Here is a 19,537-nt window from a genome sequence, read left to right as displayed (position 1 = left end):
ATATCATGGACAAGAAATTATCTCGTTTGCGTCGTGCAGTGGCTACTCGCCGCAAAATTGCTCAGTTACGCGTTCACCGTTTATCAGTACACCGTACCAATCTGCACATTTACGCAAATATTATTTCGCCAGAGGGCGACAAAGTGTTAGTTTCGGCTTCTACTCTAGAGCCTGAAGTTCGCCAAGAACTAGCAAATGACAAAAAATTCGGAGGAAATGTAGCAGCTGCAGCTATCGTTGGAAAACGTGTAGCAGAAAAAGCTAAAGCTGCGGGTATCGAGGCGGTTGCTTTCGATCGTGCTGGTTTCCGTTATCATGGCCGCGTTAAAGCGCTTGCAGAAGCTGCTCGCGAAGCTGGTCTTAAGTTCTAACAAAGGGTTTTAAATGGCTAAAGCACAAAATAAAAACACTGCTGACCAAGAACGTGACGACGGTTATAGCGAAAAAATGATCGCCGTTAATCGCGTTAGTAAAACAGTAAAAGGTGGTCGCACTATGTCTTTTGCGGCTCTAACAGTGGTTGGTGACGGAGATGGTCGTATTGGTGTTGGTAAAGGTAAAGCACGCGAGGTTCCTGTAGCAGTTCAAAAAGCTATGGAGCAAGCTCGTCGTGGAATGACTAGGATTCCTCTTACAAATGGCACATTGCATCATACAGTAGTTGGTAAACATGGAGCTTCTACAGTTCTTATTTCACCAGCGGCTGAAGGTACTGGTGTGATTGCAGGTGGTCCTATGCGTGCGATTTTCGAGGTTATGGGCGTTCGTAATGTAGTAGCGAAAAGTTTGGGTTCTTCAAATCCGTATAACTTAGTTCGTGCTACTTTAAACGGCTTAAACGCTTGCATGACACCGTCAGATGTTGCTGCTAAACGCGGTAAAACTGTTGAAGAAATTCTAGGATAAGTCATGTCACAAAAGCAAATCAAAGTTACATTAGTTCGATCTGTTATTGGTACTAAAAGTGATCACCGTGCTACTGTGCGTGGGTTAGGTTTAGGAAAATTAAATAGCAGTCGTGTTCTCCAAGATACTCCAGAAATTCGCGGCATGATCCGCAAAGTGGACTATCTAGTAAAAGTTTCAGAAGTCTAAAGGATTCATGATGGCTGAAATGCAACTAAATACATTATCACCTGCTGAGGGAAGCAAACACGCTAAACGCAGAGTTGGCCGTGGTATTGGTTCAGGTCTAGGTAAAACTTCAGGACGTGGACATAAAGGTCAAAAATCTCGTTCAGGCGGTTTTCACAAAGTTGGTTTCGAGGGTGGTCAAATGCCACTTCATCGTCGTTTACCTAAACGCGGATTTACACCACTTAATCAGCACCTTTACTCTCAAATTCGATTATCTGATCTTCAAAAATTAACTGAAGAAGAAGTTGATGTTCAGGTTCTTAAAGCTGCCAAAGTTATAGATCAAGCTGTTAAGTACGTAAAACTTATCAAATCAGGCGAGCTTTCTCGCAAGGTTGTTTTACGCGGTATTAAAGCTACAGCAGGTGCCAAAGCTGCAATTGAGGCGGCAGGTGGCTCTTTAGCTGAGTAAGGGGATATTAGTGGCAAAAGCTCATAAAACACAAGCAAGCAAAAAAGGTCTTCCAGATCAATTAGGCGGATCTAAAAAGTACGGTGATTTAACTTCACGTCTTGTGTTTTTGTTATTGGCTTTAGTTGTCTATCGCTTAGGTACGCATATTCCAGTGCCAGGTATTAATCCGAATGTTATGGAGCAGTTATTCTCTTCTCAGTCGGGTGGTATTATCGGCTTTTTTAATATGTTTTCAGGTGGTGCACTTTCACGCTTTTCAGTGTTCGCACTCGGGATTATGCCTTATATTTCATCATCTATTATTATGCAGTTGATGACTTCGACTATCCCATCACTTGAAGCCTTAAAGAAAGAAGGAGATGCGGGTCGCCGTAAGATTACGCAGTACACGCGTTACGGTACGGTACTTATTGCCACATTGCAAGCTTTAGCAATTGCTTCGACTCTACAAGGCTATATGCAACAGTACCCTGGACTTATATATACTCCAGGTCCAATGTTTGTATTTACTACGGTTATAAGCTTAGTAACTGGCACTATGTTTGTTATGTGGCTGGGAGAGCAAATTACTGAGCGAGGCTTGGGTAATGGTATATCTATTATTATTTTCGCTGGTATAGTTGCGGGTCTACCAACTGCGTTGGCAGGTATATTTGAGCTTGTATCTCAAAACCAAATCAGTGCCTTAGCTACTATGATTATTATTGCTTTAGTAATTGGTGTGACTATGCTTGTGGTTTTCGTTGAAAGAGCACAAAGACGTATTACCGTTAACTATGCAAAACGTCAGGTAGGAAACAAAATCATGGGTGGTCAGTCTTCACATCTACCACTTAAGATTAATATGGCTGGTGTGATTCCTCCAATTTTCGCATCATCTATTATTTTGTTGCCAGCTACTGCTATTCAGTGGTTTTCAGGAGCTAAGCAGGTTCGTTGGCTAAGTGATTTGTCTGCATCTTTGCATCCAGGACAGCCTCTATACACAACATTATTCGCAGCGTTAGTTATATTTTTCTGCTTCTTTTATACAGCTCTTGTATTTAATAGCCGTGAGACAGCAGACAATCTTAAAAAATCTGGAGCATTTGTACCAGGTATTAGACCAGGTCAAAACACAGCTAAATATATCGATAAGATTTTAATGCGTTTGACATTGGTGGGTGCAATTTACATTACATTAGTATGCTTAATGCCAGAGTTCTTACGTATGCAATGGAGAAATGTCCCATTTAATTTTGGTGGTACATCTCTACTAATTATTGTGGTAGTTGCTATGGATTTTATGGCTCAAGTTCAGGCGTATTTGATGTCACATCAGTATGATGCCTTACTTAAGAAATCAAATTTCCGCGGTAATGTACCAATGAGATAAGGTGTAGATTCATGGCTAAAGACGACGTAATTCAAATGCAGGGTGAGGTAATTGAGAATCTACCAAACGCTACATTTCGTGTAAAACTGGAAAATGACCATATCGTATTAGGTCATATTTCGGGAAAGATGAGGATGCATTACATCCGTATTCTTCCGGGCGACAAAGTGACTGTGGAATTGACTCCATATGATCTAAATCGCGGTAGGATTGTTTTCCGCTCTAAGTAGTGGATTATTTTAGGAGTGACAAATGAAAGTCATGGCATCGGTAAAGCGTATTTGCCGCAATTGTAAAATTATTAAACGTCACGGAGTTGTGCGTGTAATCTGCACAGATCCAAGACATAAGCAACGTCAGGGTTAATCCTTGATGCAATCATAGAGGAAAATACATGGCTCGTATCGCAGGTATTAATATTCCGCCGCATCAGCATGCTGAAATCGGTCTAACTGCTATTTATGGTATTGGACGTTCTCGCTCTCGTTTAATTTGCGAGGCTGCAGGCGTTGAGACTACTAAAAAAGTAAAAGACTTAACCGATGATGAATTAGAAAAAATTCGTGAAAAAGTCGGTGAATTTACAGTAGAAGGTGATTTGCGTCGTGAAGTTCAACTTTCGATTAAGCGTCTTATCGACCTTGGAACTTATCGTGGCATGCGTCACAGACGTGGTCTGCCTGTACGTGGTCAGCGCACTCGTACTAATGCACGCACACGTAAAGGTCCTCGTCGTGCGGCTCAATCGTTGAAGAAATAATCGGAGTAGCTAAACAATGGCAAAAGCTTCTAACAGCGCAACTCGTGCGCGTAAAAAAGTAAGAAAAGTAGTAAGCGAGGGTATTGCCCACGTTCATGCTTCTTTTAATAACACCATCATCACAATTACTGACCGTCAAGGCAATGCCTTGTCATGGGCGACGTCGGGTGGCGCGGGCTTTAAAGGCTCACGTAAATCGACGCCTTTTGCAGCTCAGGTTGCAGCCGAGTCAGCGGGACGTGTTGCTATGGAATATGGTATCAGCTCATTAGATGTACGCATCAAAGGTCCAGGTCCTGGTCGCGAATCTTCTGTGCGAGCATTAAATGCTTTAGGTATCAAAATCACTAGCATTTCAGATATAACTCCTGTTCCGCACAATGGTTGCCGTCCTCCTAAGCGCCGTCGTATCTAGTAGCAACTATAAGGAACAAAAATAAATGGCACGTTACACAGGTCCTAAATGTAAACTTTCACGTCGTGAAGGTATTGATCTTTTTCTAAAAAGCGCACGTCGCCCATTAGATTCTAAATGTAAATTTGAATCTAAACCGGGTCAGCATGGACGTACATCTGGTGCTCGCACATCAGATTACGGTACACAATTACGTGAAAAACAAAAACTAAAACGTATGTACGGTGTACTTGAAAAGCAATTCCGCAAATATTTTGCTGAGGCTGAGCGTCGTCGCGGTAATACTGGTGAAACTTTGATTCAACTTCTTGAATCACGTCTAGATAACGTAGTATATCGTATGGGTTTTGGCTCTACTCGTGCTGAAGCACGTCAATTAGTAAGCCATGGTGCAATCGAGCTTAACGGTAAAAAAGCTGATATCCCGTCTATGATTGTTAACGCAGGTGACGTAGTTTCAGTACGTGAAAAATCTAAAGGTCAAATTCGCATTAAAGATTCTCTTGAATTAGCTGAGAGCTTAAGTTTCCCAGAGTGGGTTTCTGTTGAGCCTAAAGAATTTAAAGGTACATTTAAACAAGTTCCTGATCGTGCAGATGTTGCTCGTGACATCAACGAATCACTAATCGTCGAGCTTTACTCTCGATAATCCGACTTGCAGTGCATTGCCATCCTGTAATGTACTGCATATTTTTTTATTATCCATCAGCCTTATCGGTGTAACGAGCCGAGGGTATTGAAAAGGAAAATTATGTCAGAAGCTTTCTTAAAACCAAGAACAATAGTAGTTAATCCAATTACCGAGTTCCACGCAAAAGTAGTAATGGAGCCGTTTGAACGTGGGTTTGGTCATACCTTGGGCAATGCCCTAAGACGCATTCTTTTGTCTTCTATGACTGGTTACGCGGCTACTGAAGTACAAATCGCAGGCGTTGTGCATGAGTATGCATCTATTCAGGGCGTTCAAGAGGACGTTGTAGATATTCTCTTAAATCTTAAGGGTGTGGTATTTAAATTACACGGTCGCGAGGAAGTTACTTTAACTTTATCGAAATCTGAACCTGGTGAAATTAGAGCTTCTGATATTGAGTTGCCTCATGATGTAGAAATCATAAATCCAAATCACGTTATCGCTAACTTGCAAGAGGGCGGTAGACTTGATATGCACATCAAAGTAGAACAAGGCCGTGGCTATGTTCCTGGCAATGTACGTGCACTTCGCGAGGATCGCCATCACTCAATCGGTCGTATTATTTTAGATGCATCATACAGCCCGATTCGTCGCGTATCTTATGAAGTGGAAAATGCACGTGTTGGCCAACGTACTGACCAAGACAAGCTAATTCTTGATATCGAAACTAACGGTGTACTTACTCCTGAAGATGCAGTACGTCAAGCTGCTCGTATTCTTATGGACCAAATTAGCGTATTTGCTTCGCTTGAAGGATCTCCAAATATGTACGAAGCACCTGCACGTGGCACACCGCAAATCGACCCTGTATTACTTCGTTCTGTTGATGATCTTGAGCTTACAGTTCGTTCAGCTAACTGCCTTAAAGCAGAAAACGTATTCTATATCGGCGACCTTATTCAGAAGACTGAAAACGAGTTGCTTAAAACACCTAACCTTGGCCGTAAATCTCTTAACGAAATCAAAGACGTTCTTACAGCACGCGGTCTTTCATTAGGTATGAAACTTGAAAACTGGCCTCCTATTGGTCTCGATCGTCCGTAATTTTAGTTAACCTAAACGGGCCGCCCTCCGAGGATAGAAGACCCGTATTTTTTAGATTCGAAAGGAAAAATCATGCGTAACCGTCAAGGTCTCCGTAAATTAAATAGAACATCAAGCCATCGTTTGGCAATGTTCAGAAACATGTCAGTTTCACTAATCCAACATGAAGCGATTAAAACTACATTGCCAAAAGCAAAAGAGCTTCGTCGTATTATTGAGCCTCTAATTACTTTAGCAAAAGAGAATTCAGTAGCTAATCAACGTTTGGCATTCGCACGTCTACGTGATCGTGCTGCTGTTGCTAAGCTTTTTAATGAGCTTGGTCCGCGTTTCAAAGAACGTCCAGGTGGCTACACTCGTGTACTTAAGATGGGCTTTCGTCAAGGAGACAATGCTCCTATGGCTTACATGGAGTTTGTTGATCGTCCAGAGCCTACAGAGGGCGAAGAAGTAGACGAATAGTTCTTGTCTTTTTAGTATTTTTGTAAACCTAGCGATGCGTGCCGTTGCTAGGTTTTTTTTATTTAAAATCGTTAGCATTTAATTAGGATTGATTTGCTTTTGGGGGATATGATGAAAAAGTTTAATTTTTTGTTTGTGGCAATGTTTTTGTTCCTAGGGTTGAATACCCTTTCATACTCTCAAGATGCAAATATAACTGTCCCTGAAGCTCCTGAAAGAACTCATGCACAAGTGTTTAAATATATGGTGCTAGCTAAATGCCTTTATAAAGGCTATCAAGGGGAAATGAGATATCTCATGATATAGCAGCTAGTTATCACGCTTTAGATTTATGGGCTTTATATGATTTAGATAATGGTCCGTCAGCAGTAACGGAGTTATCACAGAAATATCTAGCTCGTCGATATGAACATCCTATGGACGATCCTGAAGAAAAGCCTAAATACACCTTTTTAAAATGTATGGACTTGTTCTACAGTAAAGAATTAGATGATTTAGCGAAAAAATACATAGATAATCCATACGAGACATATATTGAATACAAAAAAAATATGGATGCTGAATTTCAAAAAATACTAAATTCTGAATAATCTAAGTCGGAAAACACATCTAAAAAATAGATTTTGAATAGTCTCAACACAATCATTTAAAATAGGCATTCTCAATTTGCCTTTAGAGAATTTGTTTTGGCTAAATTATTAAAAGATTTTGAATGGACTGGACGTTCAGATGGTGAAGGTGAGGCACATGCCCGCATTCATAATTGCATTACTACAGAAAAACCAGCCGATAACTTCATTGTAGGATTTGCATCTGATGAGGGTGTTGGAAGAAATCATGGACGAATTGGAGCCGCCCAAGCACCAAATTTAATTCGTAAACAGCTTGCAGGCTTTGCTGTTCATAAACCTCTTTTAATTCAAGATTTAGGTACAGTTTCATGTGAAGATAGCAACCTTGAAAATGCACAAACTCTGCTCGCTGAAACGATACTGCCTCACTTAAGTGAACATAATAAAAACATAGTACTTGGAGGAGGGCACGAGGTTGCATTCGGCTCGTTGCTAGCAACTACACAGTATGCAAGATCCCAAAATAAAAAACTGGGCATTATCAATTTCGATGCTCATTTTGATTTGCGAGAGCCTCCTAAAACACCGGAACCTCCCGAATTCCATGTGTTCAACAATTCGCTCAAATCTGGCCAGCCCCCTGAAATAAAGAAAACACTAAACCCACCACAAGACTGGACTCACGGCTATTCAACTTCAGGCACACCATTCTATCAAGGTCTACACGCTTATGATGATGCGAAGTATATGGTCTTGGGTATTGCCACTCAATCCAATACTAAAGTATTATTTGACCGTGCTAAAGAAATGGGCGTTAGTTATATTTTTGACTACGAGATGAATTCCAAGCCGATTGCTGAGCTAATATCCGCAATGGATGTGTTTATTAATCAAGTTGATTTTCTTCACATAAGCATAGATTTGGATGTTTTTCCTCAAGCTCACGCTCCTGGAGTTAGTGCACCTGCACCACTTGGTGTAGGCTACAATGTAATTCATCCGCTTTTACGACATATATTTAATATGAAAAAAGTGATTTTGCTCGAAATAGCGGAATTGAACCCAAATTTTGATATTGACTCGAGAACTGCTAAATTAGCGGCTCACATTGTTTATGAATTTGTTCACGGAGGACTATAGATGCACATACAATTCAATTCTGTAACAACTCTTTTGATTGCATGTGTCATGCTGCTTATCGGTCGCACGCTTCGTATAAATGTTAAGTTTTTTGAAAGGTTCCTAATCCCAACTCCTGTGATTGGCGGGTTTATTGCCAGCATTACAGTTTTGATTTTAAAAAAGGTTTTCGGGATCGACTTGTTGTTTGATGTTCAATTGCAGTCGCCACTTATGGTCGCATTTTTTACGACAGTGGGGCTTGGCGGTAGTTATACTTTGATTAAAACTGGCGGTAAGGCGTTGGTCGTATATTTGTTGCTTTGTTGGTTTGTTGCCTTGTATCAAAGCGGATTGGGCATTTTGCTCGCTTCTATGTTTGATATTCATCCTGTTCTGGGGGTTATGTCTGGTGCCGTAGCTCTCGAGGGTGGTCATGGCAATGCTGCTGCCTTCGGCAGTATGGCTGAGGATTTAGGTGTTAGCTCTTCTACGGCAGTTGCCATTGCGGCCGCTACTTTTGGACTTATTGCAGGCAGTCTATTAGGCGGACCAGTTGGAGGCTATTTAATTAGAAAACATAATTTAAAAATCGAAGCTGAAAATATCACATTTGAAACTAAACACGATAAACATACAGAGGTCAGTGCGTATACATTTATCCGCACATTGGCTTTGTTGCTGGTATCTATGGTTATTGGTCAGTACATAGCTGGTATTTTTACAATGCATACAGGGTATTCATTGCCAGCTTATGTGGGGGCTATGTTGGTAGCAATTGTGCTTCGTAATTTTAATGATATCGTTCACGTAGTTACTTTAAATGAGAAAGCCGTAAATCTTATTGCAGAAATTTCTCTTGGACTTTTCTTAACTATGGCGATGATGAATATGCGTCTTTGGGAGCTTGCAGATGTAGCCGGTCCTCTAATCATCATGCTTGTGATTCAAGTACTTTGCCTTGTAGGTTTAACAGTTTTTGTGTTATTTAGAATGCTTGGAAAATCATACGATTCTGCGATTATGTGTGCAGGTATGATAGGTCATGGCTTAGGAGCTACTCCAAACGCAGTAGCAAATATGTCATCTGTCACAGAAAGGTACGGTGTGCATTCACCAAAAGCCTTTTTAATTATCCCATTGTGCGGTGCTGTTCTTATAGATGTAGTATCAATTCCTTGGCATACTTGGTTGATTAACTATCTAGTTAAATAGTTTATGTTTCAACGTTTTTTATTAATTCTTAATAGACCTAGCAATAGGCTATGGATTGAACCTGCTGGTTGGGGCTTGTTTGCTGTATTTTGGGTTTTGATGGCCAATTATTTCGGTTCTCTCATACCTCACGATTTTCTTCCTGATATCAAACTTAAAACTGTAGATAGCTTAATTGACGTGTTAGCTAGTAGTATGCTTGCGGTCAGTACGTTTTCGCTTTCTATTATGGTTTCTGCTGCTGCTTCAGCTTCTAGTGCCGCTACTCCACGTGCTACTGAGCTGGTTATGGGTGATGATAATACACGCAGGACTATTGCCACTTTTATTGCGGCATTTATTTATGCGATTATCGCTAAGATTGCATTAGGAATTGGATACTATTCACAAAACGGAATTTTTATTCTGTTTTTTAGTTCATTGCTTATGTTGCTTCATGTCGTCGCACGACTGATTATGTGGGTGCGTACATTGTCAGAACTTGGACGTATGGAAAATACCATAAAGAAAATTCATGACAAAACTCGTGCATCGATTATTGAGCACTACAAAAATCCTACTCTTGGGGCTTGCTGGAATTTGGAGTGGAACGGAGTTAATCCTGTTCAGCTTTTTATGAAGAAAGCAGGATTTGTTGTAAATATTAATGTAAGTGGATTGCAAAAACTTGCCGAAGACTTGGATATTTATATTGAAGTAGTTACACGTCCTGGGGATCTTGTCTTTCAAGATACGCCTATTTTAAAGGTTTCAAAGGAATTAGAACCAGAACAAAGAGCGACTTTAAAGTCAACTATACTTGTAGATTCAAAAAGAAATTACAAGCAAGATCCTGGCTGGGGATTTGTTGTACTTTCGGAGGTTGCAGCCAAAGCATTATCTCCTGGAATTAACGATCAAGGTACGGCAATTCAAGCTATGAACAGTATGATGAGCTTGGTAGTAGAACCATTGCCAGAACAAGAACCTGCTAAATACAATCGAATTTATATGGCACCAACGAATGCGGGTGAATGGTTAAATGAGTTTATGAATCCAATAACACGTGATGGTGCAGGTAGTGTAGAAGTTGGGATTGTAGCTCAAAAAATCTTAGCTGGCATCTCTCGCAATTCGCCCAATCCTTCGATAGTACAAGAGGCTCGAAGAATTGCTAATCAAGCCCTTGAGCGAAATGAAGCTGCATGTGAATATAAAGATGATTATTTAAAAATTGAAGAGAAGCACAAAGAGCTTTTTGAAGTAGAAAGTACGGAGCCTCAATAGCAATTCAGAGTTAGAATTTCTAAGGGCTCCTCGTGTATTAATTGTATTTAAAGTTTTTCTAAATTCTTCAAAAATTCATCAGGACCTTCAAATCCCACAATACGTAGTTTAGGAATTTCACGTCCTTTATTATCAAAGAAAATCAAACCAGGAGGTCCGAATAATTTGAACTTTTTAAGCAAATCTCGGTGCTCAGCCTTATTTGTTGTTACATCTGCTTCGATAACACGGAATCCTTTTAAAGCTTCCTGAACTTTCGGGTCAGAAAAAGTAAAGTGTTTTAATTCACGGCAAGATACGCACCATTCTGCAGAAAAATAAAGCATGGTTGGTTTGCCTTCAGTCACCGAAGTGTTCAAAGCTTTTTCAAAGCCTTCAATGCTTTCAACTTTAATTACATCTGCCAAGCCGTGTTCAGAGACTTTAGAGCTGTCTCCAAGCCCATTTACCAAAGGCCATACCATCCATCCAGCTGCAGCTAATAAAAGCACACCGCATACTATCTTAACTTTATTCATCCACCGACCAGCACGAGGCAGTAGAGCATGAGAGCTACTTCCTAATATTATTAAGGATGTACCCTGACCCCAGGCCAAAACAAATAATATCAAAGCTCCTAAAGCAATATTGCCAGTTTGAGAGATAAATAATAAAACGCCAGCAAGCGGAGCGGCAACGCACGGACCAGCAATCAAAGCAGAGATCATGCCCATAAGCATTGCACCCAAGCCACTACCTGCAGGTAATTTATTTTGCAAGACCGTTAGCTTTGACTGAATGGAACTAGGCATTTGGAATGTGAAAACACCGAACATAGATAGTGCGAACGCAACTAAAAACAGTGCGAACACAGCAATCACCCATGGATTTTGAATCCAATTTGATAGTGATGCACCGATACTCGCAGCAATCACACCTAAAATCGTGTAAACGATACTTGTGCCGAATACATAAAATAGTGTTAATCGCAAAGAATTAGGTTTTTTAGTGCTAGTGTTAGTAGTTTCACTCAATGGCATACCGCCAGCCGTAGCCATGCTACGTGAAGAGCTACCAACTAAAACCGATAATAGGATAGGAAGCATAGGTAAAACGCAAGGCGTAAAGGATAATAAAACACCAAGTAAAAACGCTCCTAAAATCATCAGACCAACACTACTGTTTTGTAGGAAGTCGGCGATGGCTAAATCATTGTTTTGAAGAAGGGTTTTAAATGAGAATTTACCGCTTCCAGTGTCACTTCGAGTACTACTTACAGCCACATTAGTAGTTCCGTCAGAGAGCTGATCACTAGCAGAACTTTCATCTGAGCTCGCACCTACCGAATCTGCCCAAGACTCCTCGCTAAGAGGTACTTGAAACCATGTTGTTCCTACGTGACTGCCCTCAGAATCTTCTAATACACCACTATCGCCCGAACTCACAATTGGGTTTGGCAATGTAATCTCATATCCGTCCTTAGTCGGAGCAATAGGGATGAAGTGAAATGAAGGAGGGTAGCATAACCCAGCCTCAGCACAACCCTGCGAATGCACTTCCAAAGTAAATGCTTCACCACCTGAAGGTAGGTCAAAATCTATATCAACTTTATCGTGATAGACTTCTAGCTCTTTATTGAAAGTAGGGTCAAACTTTAAAACGCCTTTTGGTATATTTGTGGGTTCAAGTTTATTTGTGTATGCACCATTTTGAATAACCGAAAAAATATACTGCTCTCGGTACATATAATATTTAGGAGCAATGTCAAATCTAAGTCGAAGCTTTTTTCCGTCGTTTATACTTGCCATTAACTTAAATGCTTGATTGGGTTCGAGAAACTCAGGCTGACTATTAAGTTCAACTCCTGGCAATAACGACTTCTGTGCCCCTACTGTACTGCTTAAACCTAAACCTAACAAGGATAAAATTAGTAAAAATACTCGGAAAATTTTATTCATAATTTCAGTTAGAATTTTGAGAGCGACAATTTTACATAATTAATTTTTTTTAAGTATTTATAAGAAACTATTTAAAACATTTATAACATGACTTTTAATAATTTTGCAGCCTCAATAGCAGAATAAGTCAAAATCCCATCTGCACCCGCACGTTTAAAACATAGCAAGGATTCCATCATAACGGCATTATGATTTATCCATCCATTCGCAGCTGCCGCCTTCAACATGCAGTATTCACCACTAACTTGATAGGCAAATGTAGGTTTAGCAAACATATCCTTAACTTCTCGTAAAATATCTAAATAAGGTAATCCTGGCTTGACCATCACTAAATCAGCACCCTCTTGAATATCGGCAGCAACCTCGTGGAAAGCTTCTAATCTATTAGCAGGATCAATTTGATATGTAAATTTATTTGATTTACCTAGATTGCTAGTAGAACCCACGGCATCACGGAATGGTCCGTAGAACGAGCTGGCATATTTTGCAGAATAAGCCATGATTTTTGTATAAATCAAATCGTGGTCATCCAATATTTCACGCACCCTACCTATGCGTCCATCCATCATATCGCTTGGAGCTACATAGTCCGCACCAGCTTGAGCTTGAGTGAGAGCTTGTTTTCGCAGAACTTCAATAGTTTCATCATTTAGAACATAACCATTTTCGTCGATAATGCCGTCCTGACCATGGCTTGTATAGGGGTCGAGAGCCACATCGCACATAATGCCAAGAGCGGGGAACTCTTTCTTAAGTCTCTCAACAACTCGTGGAATCAATCCATCAGGATTGCAGGCTTCGATGCCATCGGGGGTCTTAAGGTTTGAGTCCACCGCTGGAAATAAAGCTATAACAGGGATTCCGAGCTTTACGCATTCTTCAGCAACTGGAAGCAGGCTTTCAATGCTATGTCTAAAGACCCCTGGCAACGAAGCTACCGCAACAGGCTCTTTTTGTTCATCTTGCACGAACACTGGATAAATAAAGTCAGATGGACTCAGGTGATTTTCTTGTACGAGGCGACGAGAAAAGTCATCTCTACGATTTCGGCGAAGTCTTTGAGTAGGGTATTTTGGTGGCAATAATGAATACATGATTTAACTGAAAAAATATGGATAACTTGATTTTAAATCTTGCTTTAGGAAATGACCAATTTACATTATTGAGGTAATCAATTATTTTGTAATTTTATTCTTTTCGACTAAATCCTGTATTTGGATTAAAGCCATTTTTTGTCAATATGAATGCCAATGTAACTCTTGAAGGTCGGATATAGAATGAAGAAATATCTTCTCTTGTTCGTCATGCTTTTATATATGGTGGTGCTAATGCTTGTTTTTGCATTGCCAAAATCTGACCCAAAAATAATTTTAAAGTTTGATAGTTATTATAGCCACACAATCAAATACCTTTTTGTTAAGGATCTTCCCTACAGTAAGTCGAAATTTTTCAAATGGTGGGAATCCGAAAAACCAAAAATTTTAAAAAAATCTGAGTTAATTCAAAATTATTTGACTATGATTAGTATTTTCCGACTTTACGGTCAATTTGAAGAGTACGAAGAACCTGAATTTTTTGATTTAAATATTTCTGGCAGGTTTCTAATTTGTTATAGAGAAATAAAGGATGAAAAGCGTTGCCTACCCGATGGGAAATTTCAAGCAAATATATTTATCTACGTAGTCGGAGACGAAATTTCAGAATTGGTATCTTTGAAAAATCAGGATTACAGGTTATTAAATGGTAAATACGTAAAATCAGAATGACTAGTGGAAATTTTCAATAGACATCCCTAACAATAAGCACCCCTAACAATAGGCACCCCAATCCTACAACCCGAGATAATGCAATATAGCCTTCTCGGTCTCTTCGATACCAATTCTTTCAGTAGAAGAAAACGGAATTACTTTTAGATCTTTTATCTGCTTTATGGATTTATTTATCCCAAAGGTAGCTGTTTTGCGTTGACCGTATGGCAGTTTGTCAGCCTTAGTAAGCAAAACTATAAGTGGGATTTCGTAAGGAGCAATCCAATCTATCAGTAATTTATCGAGAGTAGTCAAACCCCTACGTATATCTATGAGTAACACAACGGCAGCCAGTGAAGAGCGAGTTCTTAAGTAGCTGCCAAGAACTTCCGCCCATTCCTCTTTGGTGTTTTGAGCCACAGAAGCATATCCGTATCCTGGAAGGTCTACTAAAAAAGCTGCCGCCTGGTCAGGGTCGTCTTTGCTAGGAATACCAAATAGATTGATAAGCCTAGTACGTCCTGGAGTTTTAGAAGCATAGGCAAGGCGTCTCTGATTAGCCAACACGTTGATAGCAGAGGATTTACCAACATTTGACCTACCCACAAAGCAAACTTCTGGGACTGAGGGTTCAGGTAATTGATTTAGTTGAGATGCTGAAACAAAAAATTTTGCTCTGTGTAGGAGGGACACTAGAACCTCATAAATCGAAACTGGATTATTTATTTTACAATTCTAAAAAGTAATCCTTCATTTTGAATAAATATATAGTTGAAAATTTTTTCTTAAAAAGTTTAATGAAGTGCATTGCCACTAATAATTTTTCATGAATTTTTGTAAAATATAGCCCATACATTATGTAGGTTGAGGTTTTTATCTATGAAACAATTATTAAAAGGTCTCGGTATTGCGTTAGCATTAGCTACCTGTACGCAGACTGCACTAGCTCAAGATGTTATTACACCTGACCCAAAAAGAGGAGAACTCCTATTCACTCAGGGTGATGCTGAGCGTGGTGTGATACCTTGCTTTTCTTGTCATGGTGAAGGGGCTAATAGTGTTATTGCAACTCAACCTTCTTTAGCTGGTCATCCTGCTGGCTATATTATTAAGCAGTTAGATAATCTAGACCTTACACCTGAAGGCACACAAAAGCATCGTAATAATTATGAAGGATTTACAAATGCGATGGTCATGATGGCTATTGCACCTTCGCTTACGCCCCAAGATAGAGCTGATATTGCAGCATATGTGTCTGGTTTAAAGTTAACTGGACCAGCTAATTCTCAACATGCTGGAGATTTAGAGTTTGTACATAAAGGGCGTCAGATTTGGCGTGCAGGTATCCCAGAGCGTAACGTTCCTGCGTGTGCTGCTTGCCATGGTGTAGCGGGTAGAGGTATGCCAGATGAGTTCCCTTTCTTAGCGGGTCAGCATCCTGAGTATATTTACGGTCAGCTTAGAGCCTTTGCTGACGGTTTTCGTAAAAACGGTGGCACAGAAAATATGATGGGTACTATCGCAAATCGTATGAGTATCGATGATATGAAAGCCGTTGCGGATTATGCTGCAGGATTAAGATAGTCATTTGACAAAGAATCAATCATCAAAAAAACATCGTAATTGGAGGGGTGACATTATAGAGCTTTTGGGCTCTATGAGATTTGCAGTCGCCTTTCTGATTATTATCTGCATTGCCAGTGCCATAGGTACTCTTATCGAGCAAAATCGAGAGGAAATCTACTACATAGACCTCTTTGGTGTGTACTGGGCTAGGGTATTTCAAATATTTGGAATTTCTAGAATCTATGACACCAACTGGTTTACGATTATTATGGCCTTTTTGGTCATATCCACTTCTCTTTGTGTTATTCGTACTACCCCAAAGATACTAAAAGATGTCCGCACATTTAAGGAGTATGTACGTAAAACTAGTATGAGAGCCTTTGCTCATAAAGTTGATATCGAATCAGATTTCACTGAACCTCAACTTAAGGAGATGGCTACTGCTTGGCTAAAAAACCATTCCTATAGTATTAAAACTAAAGATCAAGATGGTACAACTTTGCTAGCAGCTAGAAGAGGGAGTTATAGTCGACTAGGTTATTTGTTTGCCCACTTAGCTATAGTTGTAATCTGCTTAGGTGGTTTGTTGGATAGCGATGTGCTTAATCGCACTATAATCAGACTCTATGGAAAGTATCCCATAGCATCAGAGCTCAAGTTTATTTCGGATGTTCCCGAAGGGTCTATATTTAACTCTAAAAACCCATCTTATCGCGGAAATATATCAATTACCGAAGGGGGTTCATCTAATCATGCCATGCTTCAATTTGATGATGGTTTCTATCTACAAAGACTTCCTTTCACGGTTAAGCTGAATAAATTCATAATCGAGTATTATGAGACGAATGGCATGCCTAAAAGGTTTGCAAGTGATGTCACTATTACTGACCATCTCAATAACAATAAAACTTTTAATAAAATTATTGAGGTCAATCACCCATACTCTCTACATGGAATTACGCTTTATCAGTCTAGCTTCCACGATGGGGGGTCAGAATTAAAGCTAAATGGGATTCCTTTAAAAGGCAATACAAATGCACCTTTTGAGCTAGATACTTTTGTTGGCAATATATCCGAGATTAAATTTTCTTATAAAGGAAAGGACGAAAATTATAAGCTTAGAGTAGATGATTTTCGTCCGATTAATGTTGAGAATATTTACGACCCCGAGAGTATGGCGGCTTCGAAGTCGTTCGAGCAGAGAATTCTTGATGTGACAGGAGCGGCTCAGGATAAGAATGCTAAAAATCAAAGAAATGTAGGGCCTCTAGTTCAATATACCCTCACAGATAAAAGTAATCAGTCTATTCGTTTTAAAAACTATATGAATCCTATAGAAATTGATGGACAACTGGTTTACTTGTTTGGTGTTCAGTATCCTGGGGTTTCTGGTTTTAGATATATTCGTATACCTGCTGATGAAAATGCATCCGTAAATGAATTTTTATCTTTTAGGTCAGCATTTCATGATCCTGTGCTCAGAGCTAGAGCGGCTAGAGCTTACAGCTCAAAAGTAAAAGATGATAGGATTGAGAAAGGGGCCATTGCCACCCTAGCAGAGACTGCTTTAAAAGTTTTCTCCGAAAATGGATTTAAGGGTTTGGAAGATTATGTAAACGGAGTGGGCATACCTGAGGATCAAAGAGTCCCAGAAGGAATCCGAGAACCTATGAAGCAGATTTTAGGGGAATATTTGATTTTCGCTTCGGTTGAATTAAGAGACCTTGTACGAGAGAGAATGGGTCTGCCTAAAATCGACTATAACAATCTGACTGACGATTTATATAAGCAACATGCTATGTGGTTTGATATGTCAGTTAAAGCCATTTCGGATTTGAGTATTTATCCGTCTCCTATCGCTTTCCAAATTAAGGAATTCAAACACATTCAAGCCTCCGTATTGCAAGCTACACGTTCACCAGGCAAATGGATTGTATACTTAGGGTGTGTATTCCTTATAATCGGTGTTTATTTAATGACCTATATCACCGAACGAAGAATTTGGGTGTGGTTGACACCATTAGCCGATGGGGGTACTCAACTTCAGGCGGCCATGAATAGTAAGAAAAACACTCTCGATTTTCATGAAAATTTCGAGGAATTTAAAAATGATTTTAATGAGTTAGCAAGGAAGAATCCAGATGTCTAACACAATGCAAACTAAGGTTCCACTAACTTCTGATAAGTGGACAGTTCAACGAAAAATTAAGATTAATGAAGGCGTTGCCAGCAAGGGTATTTCAATCTGGGATATCGCCTTTTTTCTATTGCTATCTGCGGGTGCAGCTTACCTGCTTATGTATTGGCCCGAATCCATGAATTCTTATGAAAAATGGATATTGGTGGGTATGGTTTTTGTGCTTACTGCTTTAGGGTGGTACTGGCCAGCCATTCGTAAACTTACTCTAGTATCTGGAGGCATGGCTTTACTTGCATTAAGCATGTATGACGGAAATATCGCAAACGGCGATCAAAAATTCTGGCTTAAATATTTACTTTCGTCGCAGTCATCTATTTTATGGATGAGTGCGATGTTTATTATTGCCACAGCTACTTACTGGATGGGATATTTTGTAGAACGCCTAAATTGGATGGGTAGCCTATTTACCTGGATTGGCATAGGGCTTGGGTTTTCAGGTCTTCTTGTGCGATGGCGTGAGGGGCATTTGATTGCATACGAGATGGGACATATCCCTGTATCTAATCTTTATGAGGTTTTCATTCTCTTTGCTTTAATCACAACGCTTTTTTATCTGTTTTACGAGAGACGGTACAAAACACGGGCTCTTGGCGGTTTTGTGATGTTGGTTGTGTCCGCAGCTATTATTTTCCTGTTGTGGTATACATTTGAGCGTGATGCTGCTGTGATTCGTCCTCTTAATAATGCACTTGACAGTTGGTGGATGAAATTGCATGTTCCTGCAAACTTTATTGGATACGGAACTTTCGCACTGGCCGCTATGGTAGGGTTTGCCTATATTGTTAAGCATCATGAAAATACTACATCGTGGAAGTCTTTGCTACCAGTTTTGATAGTGGGGGCTATGCTGGTTGCCGAAGTATTTATTTTCCGTAATCGTGGTCAAATCTCAATTTTCTGGCTTGTATATTTTGCTATAAGTTTAGTGTTTGTTGCCGGCATTTTGTTGATGCGAAAACGCCTTGCTCGCAAGCTGCCTTCGTTTGAAGTGCTTGATGATATTATGTACAAATCAATTGCTGTTGGGTTTGTATTTTTTACAATAGCTACTGTTTTGGGTGCATTCTGGGCGGCAGATGCTTGGGGTACATATTGGCAATGGGACCCTAAAGAGACATGGGCTCTTGTTGTATGGCTAAATTATGCAACCTGGCTACATTTAAGATTTATCAAGGGTATGCGTGGATTGGTGGCAGCATACTGGGCCCTTATTGGTTTAGTTGTGACTACTTTTGCCTTTATCGGGGTAAATATCTTCCTATCTGGTCTACACTCTTACGGGGAGCTTTAGATCTTTAGGTGTTCGCCCGACAGACTTGAGCACACTTGTGTGAGTTCTGAGTTTAGGTCGGGTTTGCCAGCCCTTGTATTTATCCATGTAGAACCATCGAATGTATAGTGATATGCACCCGATTTGGAAGCTAACCATAACTCTTTCATAGGGGTTTGGATATTTAGTACAACTTGTTGCCCGTTAAAATCAAGCGTCAAGACGTTTCCCTGACGGGTGCAGTCCACATCGATATCTGCATCTATCCATTTTTCGGCTAGAGTTTCTATACTTGTAAGATAATTATTAGCTAGGATTAGAAATTCTGATTCGGTCATTTTTTTA

25 protein-coding genes are annotated in these 19,537 nt (G+C 39.9%); 21 read left to right on the top strand and 4 right to left on the bottom strand.

What is annotated here, in order from left to right; all coding sequences use genetic code 11:
- Nucleotides 1–5: 5 nt before the first annotated feature.
- The 17 genes from rplR (at nucleotide 6) to KUI_RS07510 (ending at nucleotide 10,471) form a co-directional block, all read left to right on the top strand.
- A complete protein-coding gene (gene rplR / locus KUI_RS07580) occupies nucleotides 6–371 on the top strand; it encodes a 50S ribosomal protein L18 (RefSeq protein WP_013521714.1) in 366 nt (121 codons plus the stop codon).
- A gap of 13 nt (nucleotides 372–384) precedes the next feature.
- A complete protein-coding gene (rpsE, locus tag KUI_RS07575; protein WP_014840645.1) occupies nucleotides 385–906 on the top strand; it encodes a 30S ribosomal protein S5 in 522 nt (173 codons plus the stop codon).
- A 3-nt stretch (nucleotides 907–909) separates the two neighbouring features.
- Nucleotides 910–1,095: a 50S ribosomal protein L30 gene (gene rpmD / locus KUI_RS07570; protein ID WP_013521712.1), complete on the top strand. Its 186-nt coding sequence runs from the start codon at nucleotides 910–912 to the stop codon at nucleotides 1,093–1,095.
- Between the two features lie 10 nt (nucleotides 1,096–1,105).
- Nucleotides 1,106–1,549, top strand: coding sequence for a 50S ribosomal protein L15 (rplO, locus tag KUI_RS07565; RefSeq protein WP_013521711.1), 444 nt, complete (start codon nucleotides 1,106–1,108; stop codon nucleotides 1,547–1,549).
- A 10-nt stretch (nucleotides 1,550–1,559) separates the two neighbouring features.
- Nucleotides 1,560–2,927, top strand: coding sequence for a preprotein translocase subunit SecY (secY, locus tag KUI_RS07560; RefSeq protein ID WP_014840643.1), 1,368 nt, complete (start codon nucleotides 1,560–1,562; stop codon nucleotides 2,925–2,927).
- Between the two features lie 11 nt (nucleotides 2,928–2,938).
- Nucleotides 2,939–3,157 (top strand): translation initiation factor IF-1, encoded by a 219-nt coding sequence (gene infA, locus KUI_RS07555; protein ID WP_013521709.1) that lies wholly within the window; start codon nucleotides 2,939–2,941, stop codon nucleotides 3,155–3,157.
- A 22-nt stretch (nucleotides 3,158–3,179) separates the two neighbouring features.
- Complete coding sequence (rpmJ, locus tag KUI_RS08210) at nucleotides 3,180–3,293, top strand: 50S ribosomal protein L36 (protein ID WP_003805360.1); 114 nt, start codon at nucleotides 3,180–3,182, stop codon at nucleotides 3,291–3,293.
- Nucleotides 3,294–3,321: 28 nt separating this feature from the next.
- Nucleotides 3,322–3,687: a 30S ribosomal protein S13 gene (rpsM, locus tag KUI_RS07550; protein WP_013521708.1), complete on the top strand. Its 366-nt coding sequence runs from the start codon at nucleotides 3,322–3,324 to the stop codon at nucleotides 3,685–3,687.
- A 16-nt stretch (nucleotides 3,688–3,703) separates the two neighbouring features.
- A complete protein-coding gene (gene rpsK, locus KUI_RS07545; RefSeq protein ID WP_013521707.1) occupies nucleotides 3,704–4,102 on the top strand; it encodes a 30S ribosomal protein S11 in 399 nt (132 codons plus the stop codon).
- 25 nt (nucleotides 4,103–4,127) lie between these two features.
- A complete protein-coding gene (gene rpsD / locus KUI_RS07540) occupies nucleotides 4,128–4,751 on the top strand; it encodes a 30S ribosomal protein S4 (protein WP_013521706.1) in 624 nt (207 codons plus the stop codon).
- A 102-nt stretch (nucleotides 4,752–4,853) separates the two neighbouring features.
- Nucleotides 4,854–5,837, top strand: coding sequence for a DNA-directed RNA polymerase subunit alpha (locus tag KUI_RS07535; protein ID WP_013521705.1), 984 nt, complete (start codon nucleotides 4,854–4,856; stop codon nucleotides 5,835–5,837).
- A 72-nt stretch (nucleotides 5,838–5,909) separates the two neighbouring features.
- The gene (gene rplQ / locus KUI_RS07530) at nucleotides 5,910–6,299 is read left to right on the top strand and encodes a 50S ribosomal protein L17 (protein ID WP_014840642.1); all 390 of its coding nucleotides are present in this window, start codon (nucleotides 5,910–5,912) and stop codon (nucleotides 6,297–6,299) included.
- A 111-nt stretch (nucleotides 6,300–6,410) separates the two neighbouring features.
- On the top strand, nucleotides 6,411–6,605 hold the full coding sequence (locus KUI_RS07525; RefSeq protein WP_225972093.1) for a hypothetical protein: 195 nt from the start codon (nucleotides 6,411–6,413) through the stop codon (nucleotides 6,603–6,605).
- Nucleotides 6,590–6,889, top strand: a complete 300-nt coding sequence (locus KUI_RS08205; RefSeq protein ID WP_081447338.1) for a T6SS amidase immunity protein Tai4 family protein — start codon at nucleotides 6,590–6,592, stop codon at nucleotides 6,887–6,889. The genes KUI_RS07525 and KUI_RS08205 overlap by 16 nt, the downstream gene beginning before the upstream one ends.
- Nucleotides 6,890–6,985: 96 nt before the next feature.
- Nucleotides 6,986–8,011 (top strand): formimidoylglutamase, encoded by a 1,026-nt coding sequence (locus KUI_RS07520; RefSeq protein WP_014840641.1) that lies wholly within the window; start codon nucleotides 6,986–6,988, stop codon nucleotides 8,009–8,011.
- Entirely contained in the window at nucleotides 8,012–9,205 is a 1,194-nt protein-coding gene (gene gltS, locus KUI_RS07515; RefSeq protein ID WP_014840640.1) for a sodium/glutamate symporter, read from the top strand.
- A gap of 3 nt (nucleotides 9,206–9,208) precedes the next feature.
- Nucleotides 9,209–10,471 carry a DUF2254 domain-containing protein gene (locus KUI_RS07510; protein WP_013521699.1) on the top strand — a complete coding sequence of 421 codons (1,263 nt, stop codon included), beginning with the start codon at nucleotides 9,209–9,211 and terminating at the stop codon, nucleotides 10,469–10,471.
- Between the two features lie 47 nt (nucleotides 10,472–10,518).
- On the opposite strand, the gene KUI_RS07505 is transcribed toward KUI_RS07510, so the two are convergent.
- Both KUI_RS07505 and hemB read right to left on the bottom strand, forming a co-directional pair.
- Nucleotides 10,519–12,408, bottom strand: a complete 1,890-nt coding sequence (locus KUI_RS07505; protein ID WP_014840639.1) for a cytochrome c biogenesis protein CcdA — start codon at nucleotides 12,406–12,408, stop codon at nucleotides 10,519–10,521.
- A gap of 80 nt (nucleotides 12,409–12,488) precedes the next feature.
- Nucleotides 12,489–13,502: a porphobilinogen synthase gene (hemB, locus tag KUI_RS07500; protein WP_014840638.1), complete on the bottom strand. Its 1,014-nt coding sequence runs from the start codon at nucleotides 13,500–13,502 to the stop codon at nucleotides 12,489–12,491.
- Between the two features lie 183 nt (nucleotides 13,503–13,685).
- On the opposite strand from hemB, the gene KUI_RS07495 reads away from it, so the two are divergent.
- Nucleotides 13,686–14,174 carry a DUF943 family protein gene (locus KUI_RS07495; RefSeq protein ID WP_014840637.1) on the top strand — a complete coding sequence of 163 codons (489 nt, stop codon included), beginning with the start codon at nucleotides 13,686–13,688 and terminating at the stop codon, nucleotides 14,172–14,174.
- A 63-nt stretch (nucleotides 14,175–14,237) separates the two neighbouring features.
- Here KUI_RS07495 and yihA read toward each other — a convergent pair whose 3' ends face one another.
- Complete coding sequence (gene yihA, locus KUI_RS07490) at nucleotides 14,238–14,849, bottom strand: ribosome biogenesis GTP-binding protein YihA/YsxC (protein WP_013521695.1); 612 nt, start codon at nucleotides 14,847–14,849, stop codon at nucleotides 14,238–14,240.
- A gap of 186 nt (nucleotides 14,850–15,035) precedes the next feature.
- Here yihA and KUI_RS07485 point away from each other — a divergent pair, with 186 nt between their 5' ends.
- The 3 genes from KUI_RS07485 to ccsB are packed head-to-tail and all read left to right on the top strand — an operon-like array spanning nucleotide 15,036 to nucleotide 19,213.
- The gene (locus KUI_RS07485; RefSeq protein WP_013521694.1) at nucleotides 15,036–15,740 is read left to right on the top strand and encodes a c-type cytochrome; all 705 of its coding nucleotides are present in this window, start codon (nucleotides 15,036–15,038) and stop codon (nucleotides 15,738–15,740) included.
- Between the two features lie 4 nt (nucleotides 15,741–15,744).
- Entirely contained in the window at nucleotides 15,745–17,871 is a 2,127-nt protein-coding gene (locus KUI_RS07480; protein WP_225971987.1) for a cytochrome c biogenesis protein ResB, read from the top strand.
- On the top strand, nucleotides 17,864–19,213 hold the full coding sequence (gene ccsB / locus KUI_RS07475) for a c-type cytochrome biogenesis protein CcsB (RefSeq protein ID WP_013521692.1): 1,350 nt from the start codon (nucleotides 17,864–17,866) through the stop codon (nucleotides 19,211–19,213). The genes KUI_RS07480 and ccsB overlap by 8 nt, the downstream gene beginning before the upstream one ends.
- Here the strand turns inward: ccsB and cyaY are convergent.
- A complete protein-coding gene (gene cyaY, locus KUI_RS07470; protein WP_044954014.1) occupies nucleotides 19,210–19,530 on the bottom strand; it encodes an iron donor protein CyaY in 321 nt (106 codons plus the stop codon). The two genes, ccsB and cyaY, sit on opposite strands and share 4 nt — an antisense overlap.
- Nucleotides 19,531–19,537 lie beyond the last annotated feature (7 nt).

The sequence above is a fragment of the Taylorella equigenitalis ATCC 35865 genome (assembly GCF_000276685.1).
GTDB lineage: Bacteria > Pseudomonadota > Gammaproteobacteria > Burkholderiales > Burkholderiaceae_B > Taylorella > Taylorella equigenitalis.
This window is presented reverse-complemented; position numbering and strand designations above follow the sequence as displayed.

Coding starts and splice junctions, on each gene's coding strand:
- infA (WP_013521709.1), top strand. CDS start 2,939: ATGGCTAAAGACGACGTAATTCAAATGCAGGGTGAGGTAATTGAGAAT.
- KUI_RS07525 (WP_225972093.1), top strand. CDS start 6,411: ATGAAAAAGTTTAATTTTTTGTTTGTGGCAATGTTTTTGTTCCTAGGG.
- rpsK (WP_013521707.1), top strand. CDS start 3,704: ATGGCAAAAGCTTCTAACAGCGCAACTCGTGCGCGTAAAAAAGTAAGA.
- rpmD (WP_013521712.1), top strand. CDS start 910: ATGTCACAAAAGCAAATCAAAGTTACATTAGTTCGATCTGTTATTGGT.
- KUI_RS07485 (WP_013521694.1), top strand. CDS start 15,036: ATGAAACAATTATTAAAAGGTCTCGGTATTGCGTTAGCATTAGCTACC.
- KUI_RS07495 (WP_014840637.1), top strand. CDS start 13,686: ATGAAGAAATATCTTCTCTTGTTCGTCATGCTTTTATATATGGTGGTG.
- gltS (WP_014840640.1), top strand. CDS start 8,012: ATGCACATACAATTCAATTCTGTAACAACTCTTTTGATTGCATGTGTC.
- KUI_RS07505 (WP_014840639.1), bottom strand. CDS start 12,408: ATGAATAAAATTTTCCGAGTATTTTTACTAATTTTATCCTTGTTAGGT.
- rpsM (WP_013521708.1), top strand. CDS start 3,322: ATGGCTCGTATCGCAGGTATTAATATTCCGCCGCATCAGCATGCTGAA.
- rplR (WP_013521714.1), top strand. CDS start 6: ATGGACAAGAAATTATCTCGTTTGCGTCGTGCAGTGGCTACTCGCCGC.
- rpsE (WP_014840645.1), top strand. CDS start 385: ATGGCTAAAGCACAAAATAAAAACACTGCTGACCAAGAACGTGACGAC.
- rpmJ (WP_003805360.1), top strand. CDS start 3,180: ATGAAAGTCATGGCATCGGTAAAGCGTATTTGCCGCAATTGTAAAATT.
- rpsD (WP_013521706.1), top strand. CDS start 4,128: ATGGCACGTTACACAGGTCCTAAATGTAAACTTTCACGTCGTGAAGGT.
- KUI_RS07535 (WP_013521705.1), top strand. CDS start 4,854: ATGTCAGAAGCTTTCTTAAAACCAAGAACAATAGTAGTTAATCCAATT.
- KUI_RS07510 (WP_013521699.1), top strand. CDS start 9,209: ATGTTTCAACGTTTTTTATTAATTCTTAATAGACCTAGCAATAGGCTA.
- cyaY (WP_044954014.1), bottom strand. CDS start 19,530: ATGACCGAATCAGAATTTCTAATCCTAGCTAATAATTATCTTACAAGT.
- rplO (WP_013521711.1), top strand. CDS start 1,106: ATGGCTGAAATGCAACTAAATACATTATCACCTGCTGAGGGAAGCAAA.
- ccsB (WP_013521692.1), top strand. CDS start 17,864: ATGTCTAACACAATGCAAACTAAGGTTCCACTAACTTCTGATAAGTGG.
- rplQ (WP_014840642.1), top strand. CDS start 5,910: ATGCGTAACCGTCAAGGTCTCCGTAAATTAAATAGAACATCAAGCCAT.
- hemB (WP_014840638.1), bottom strand. CDS start 13,502: ATGTATTCATTATTGCCACCAAAATACCCTACTCAAAGACTTCGCCGA.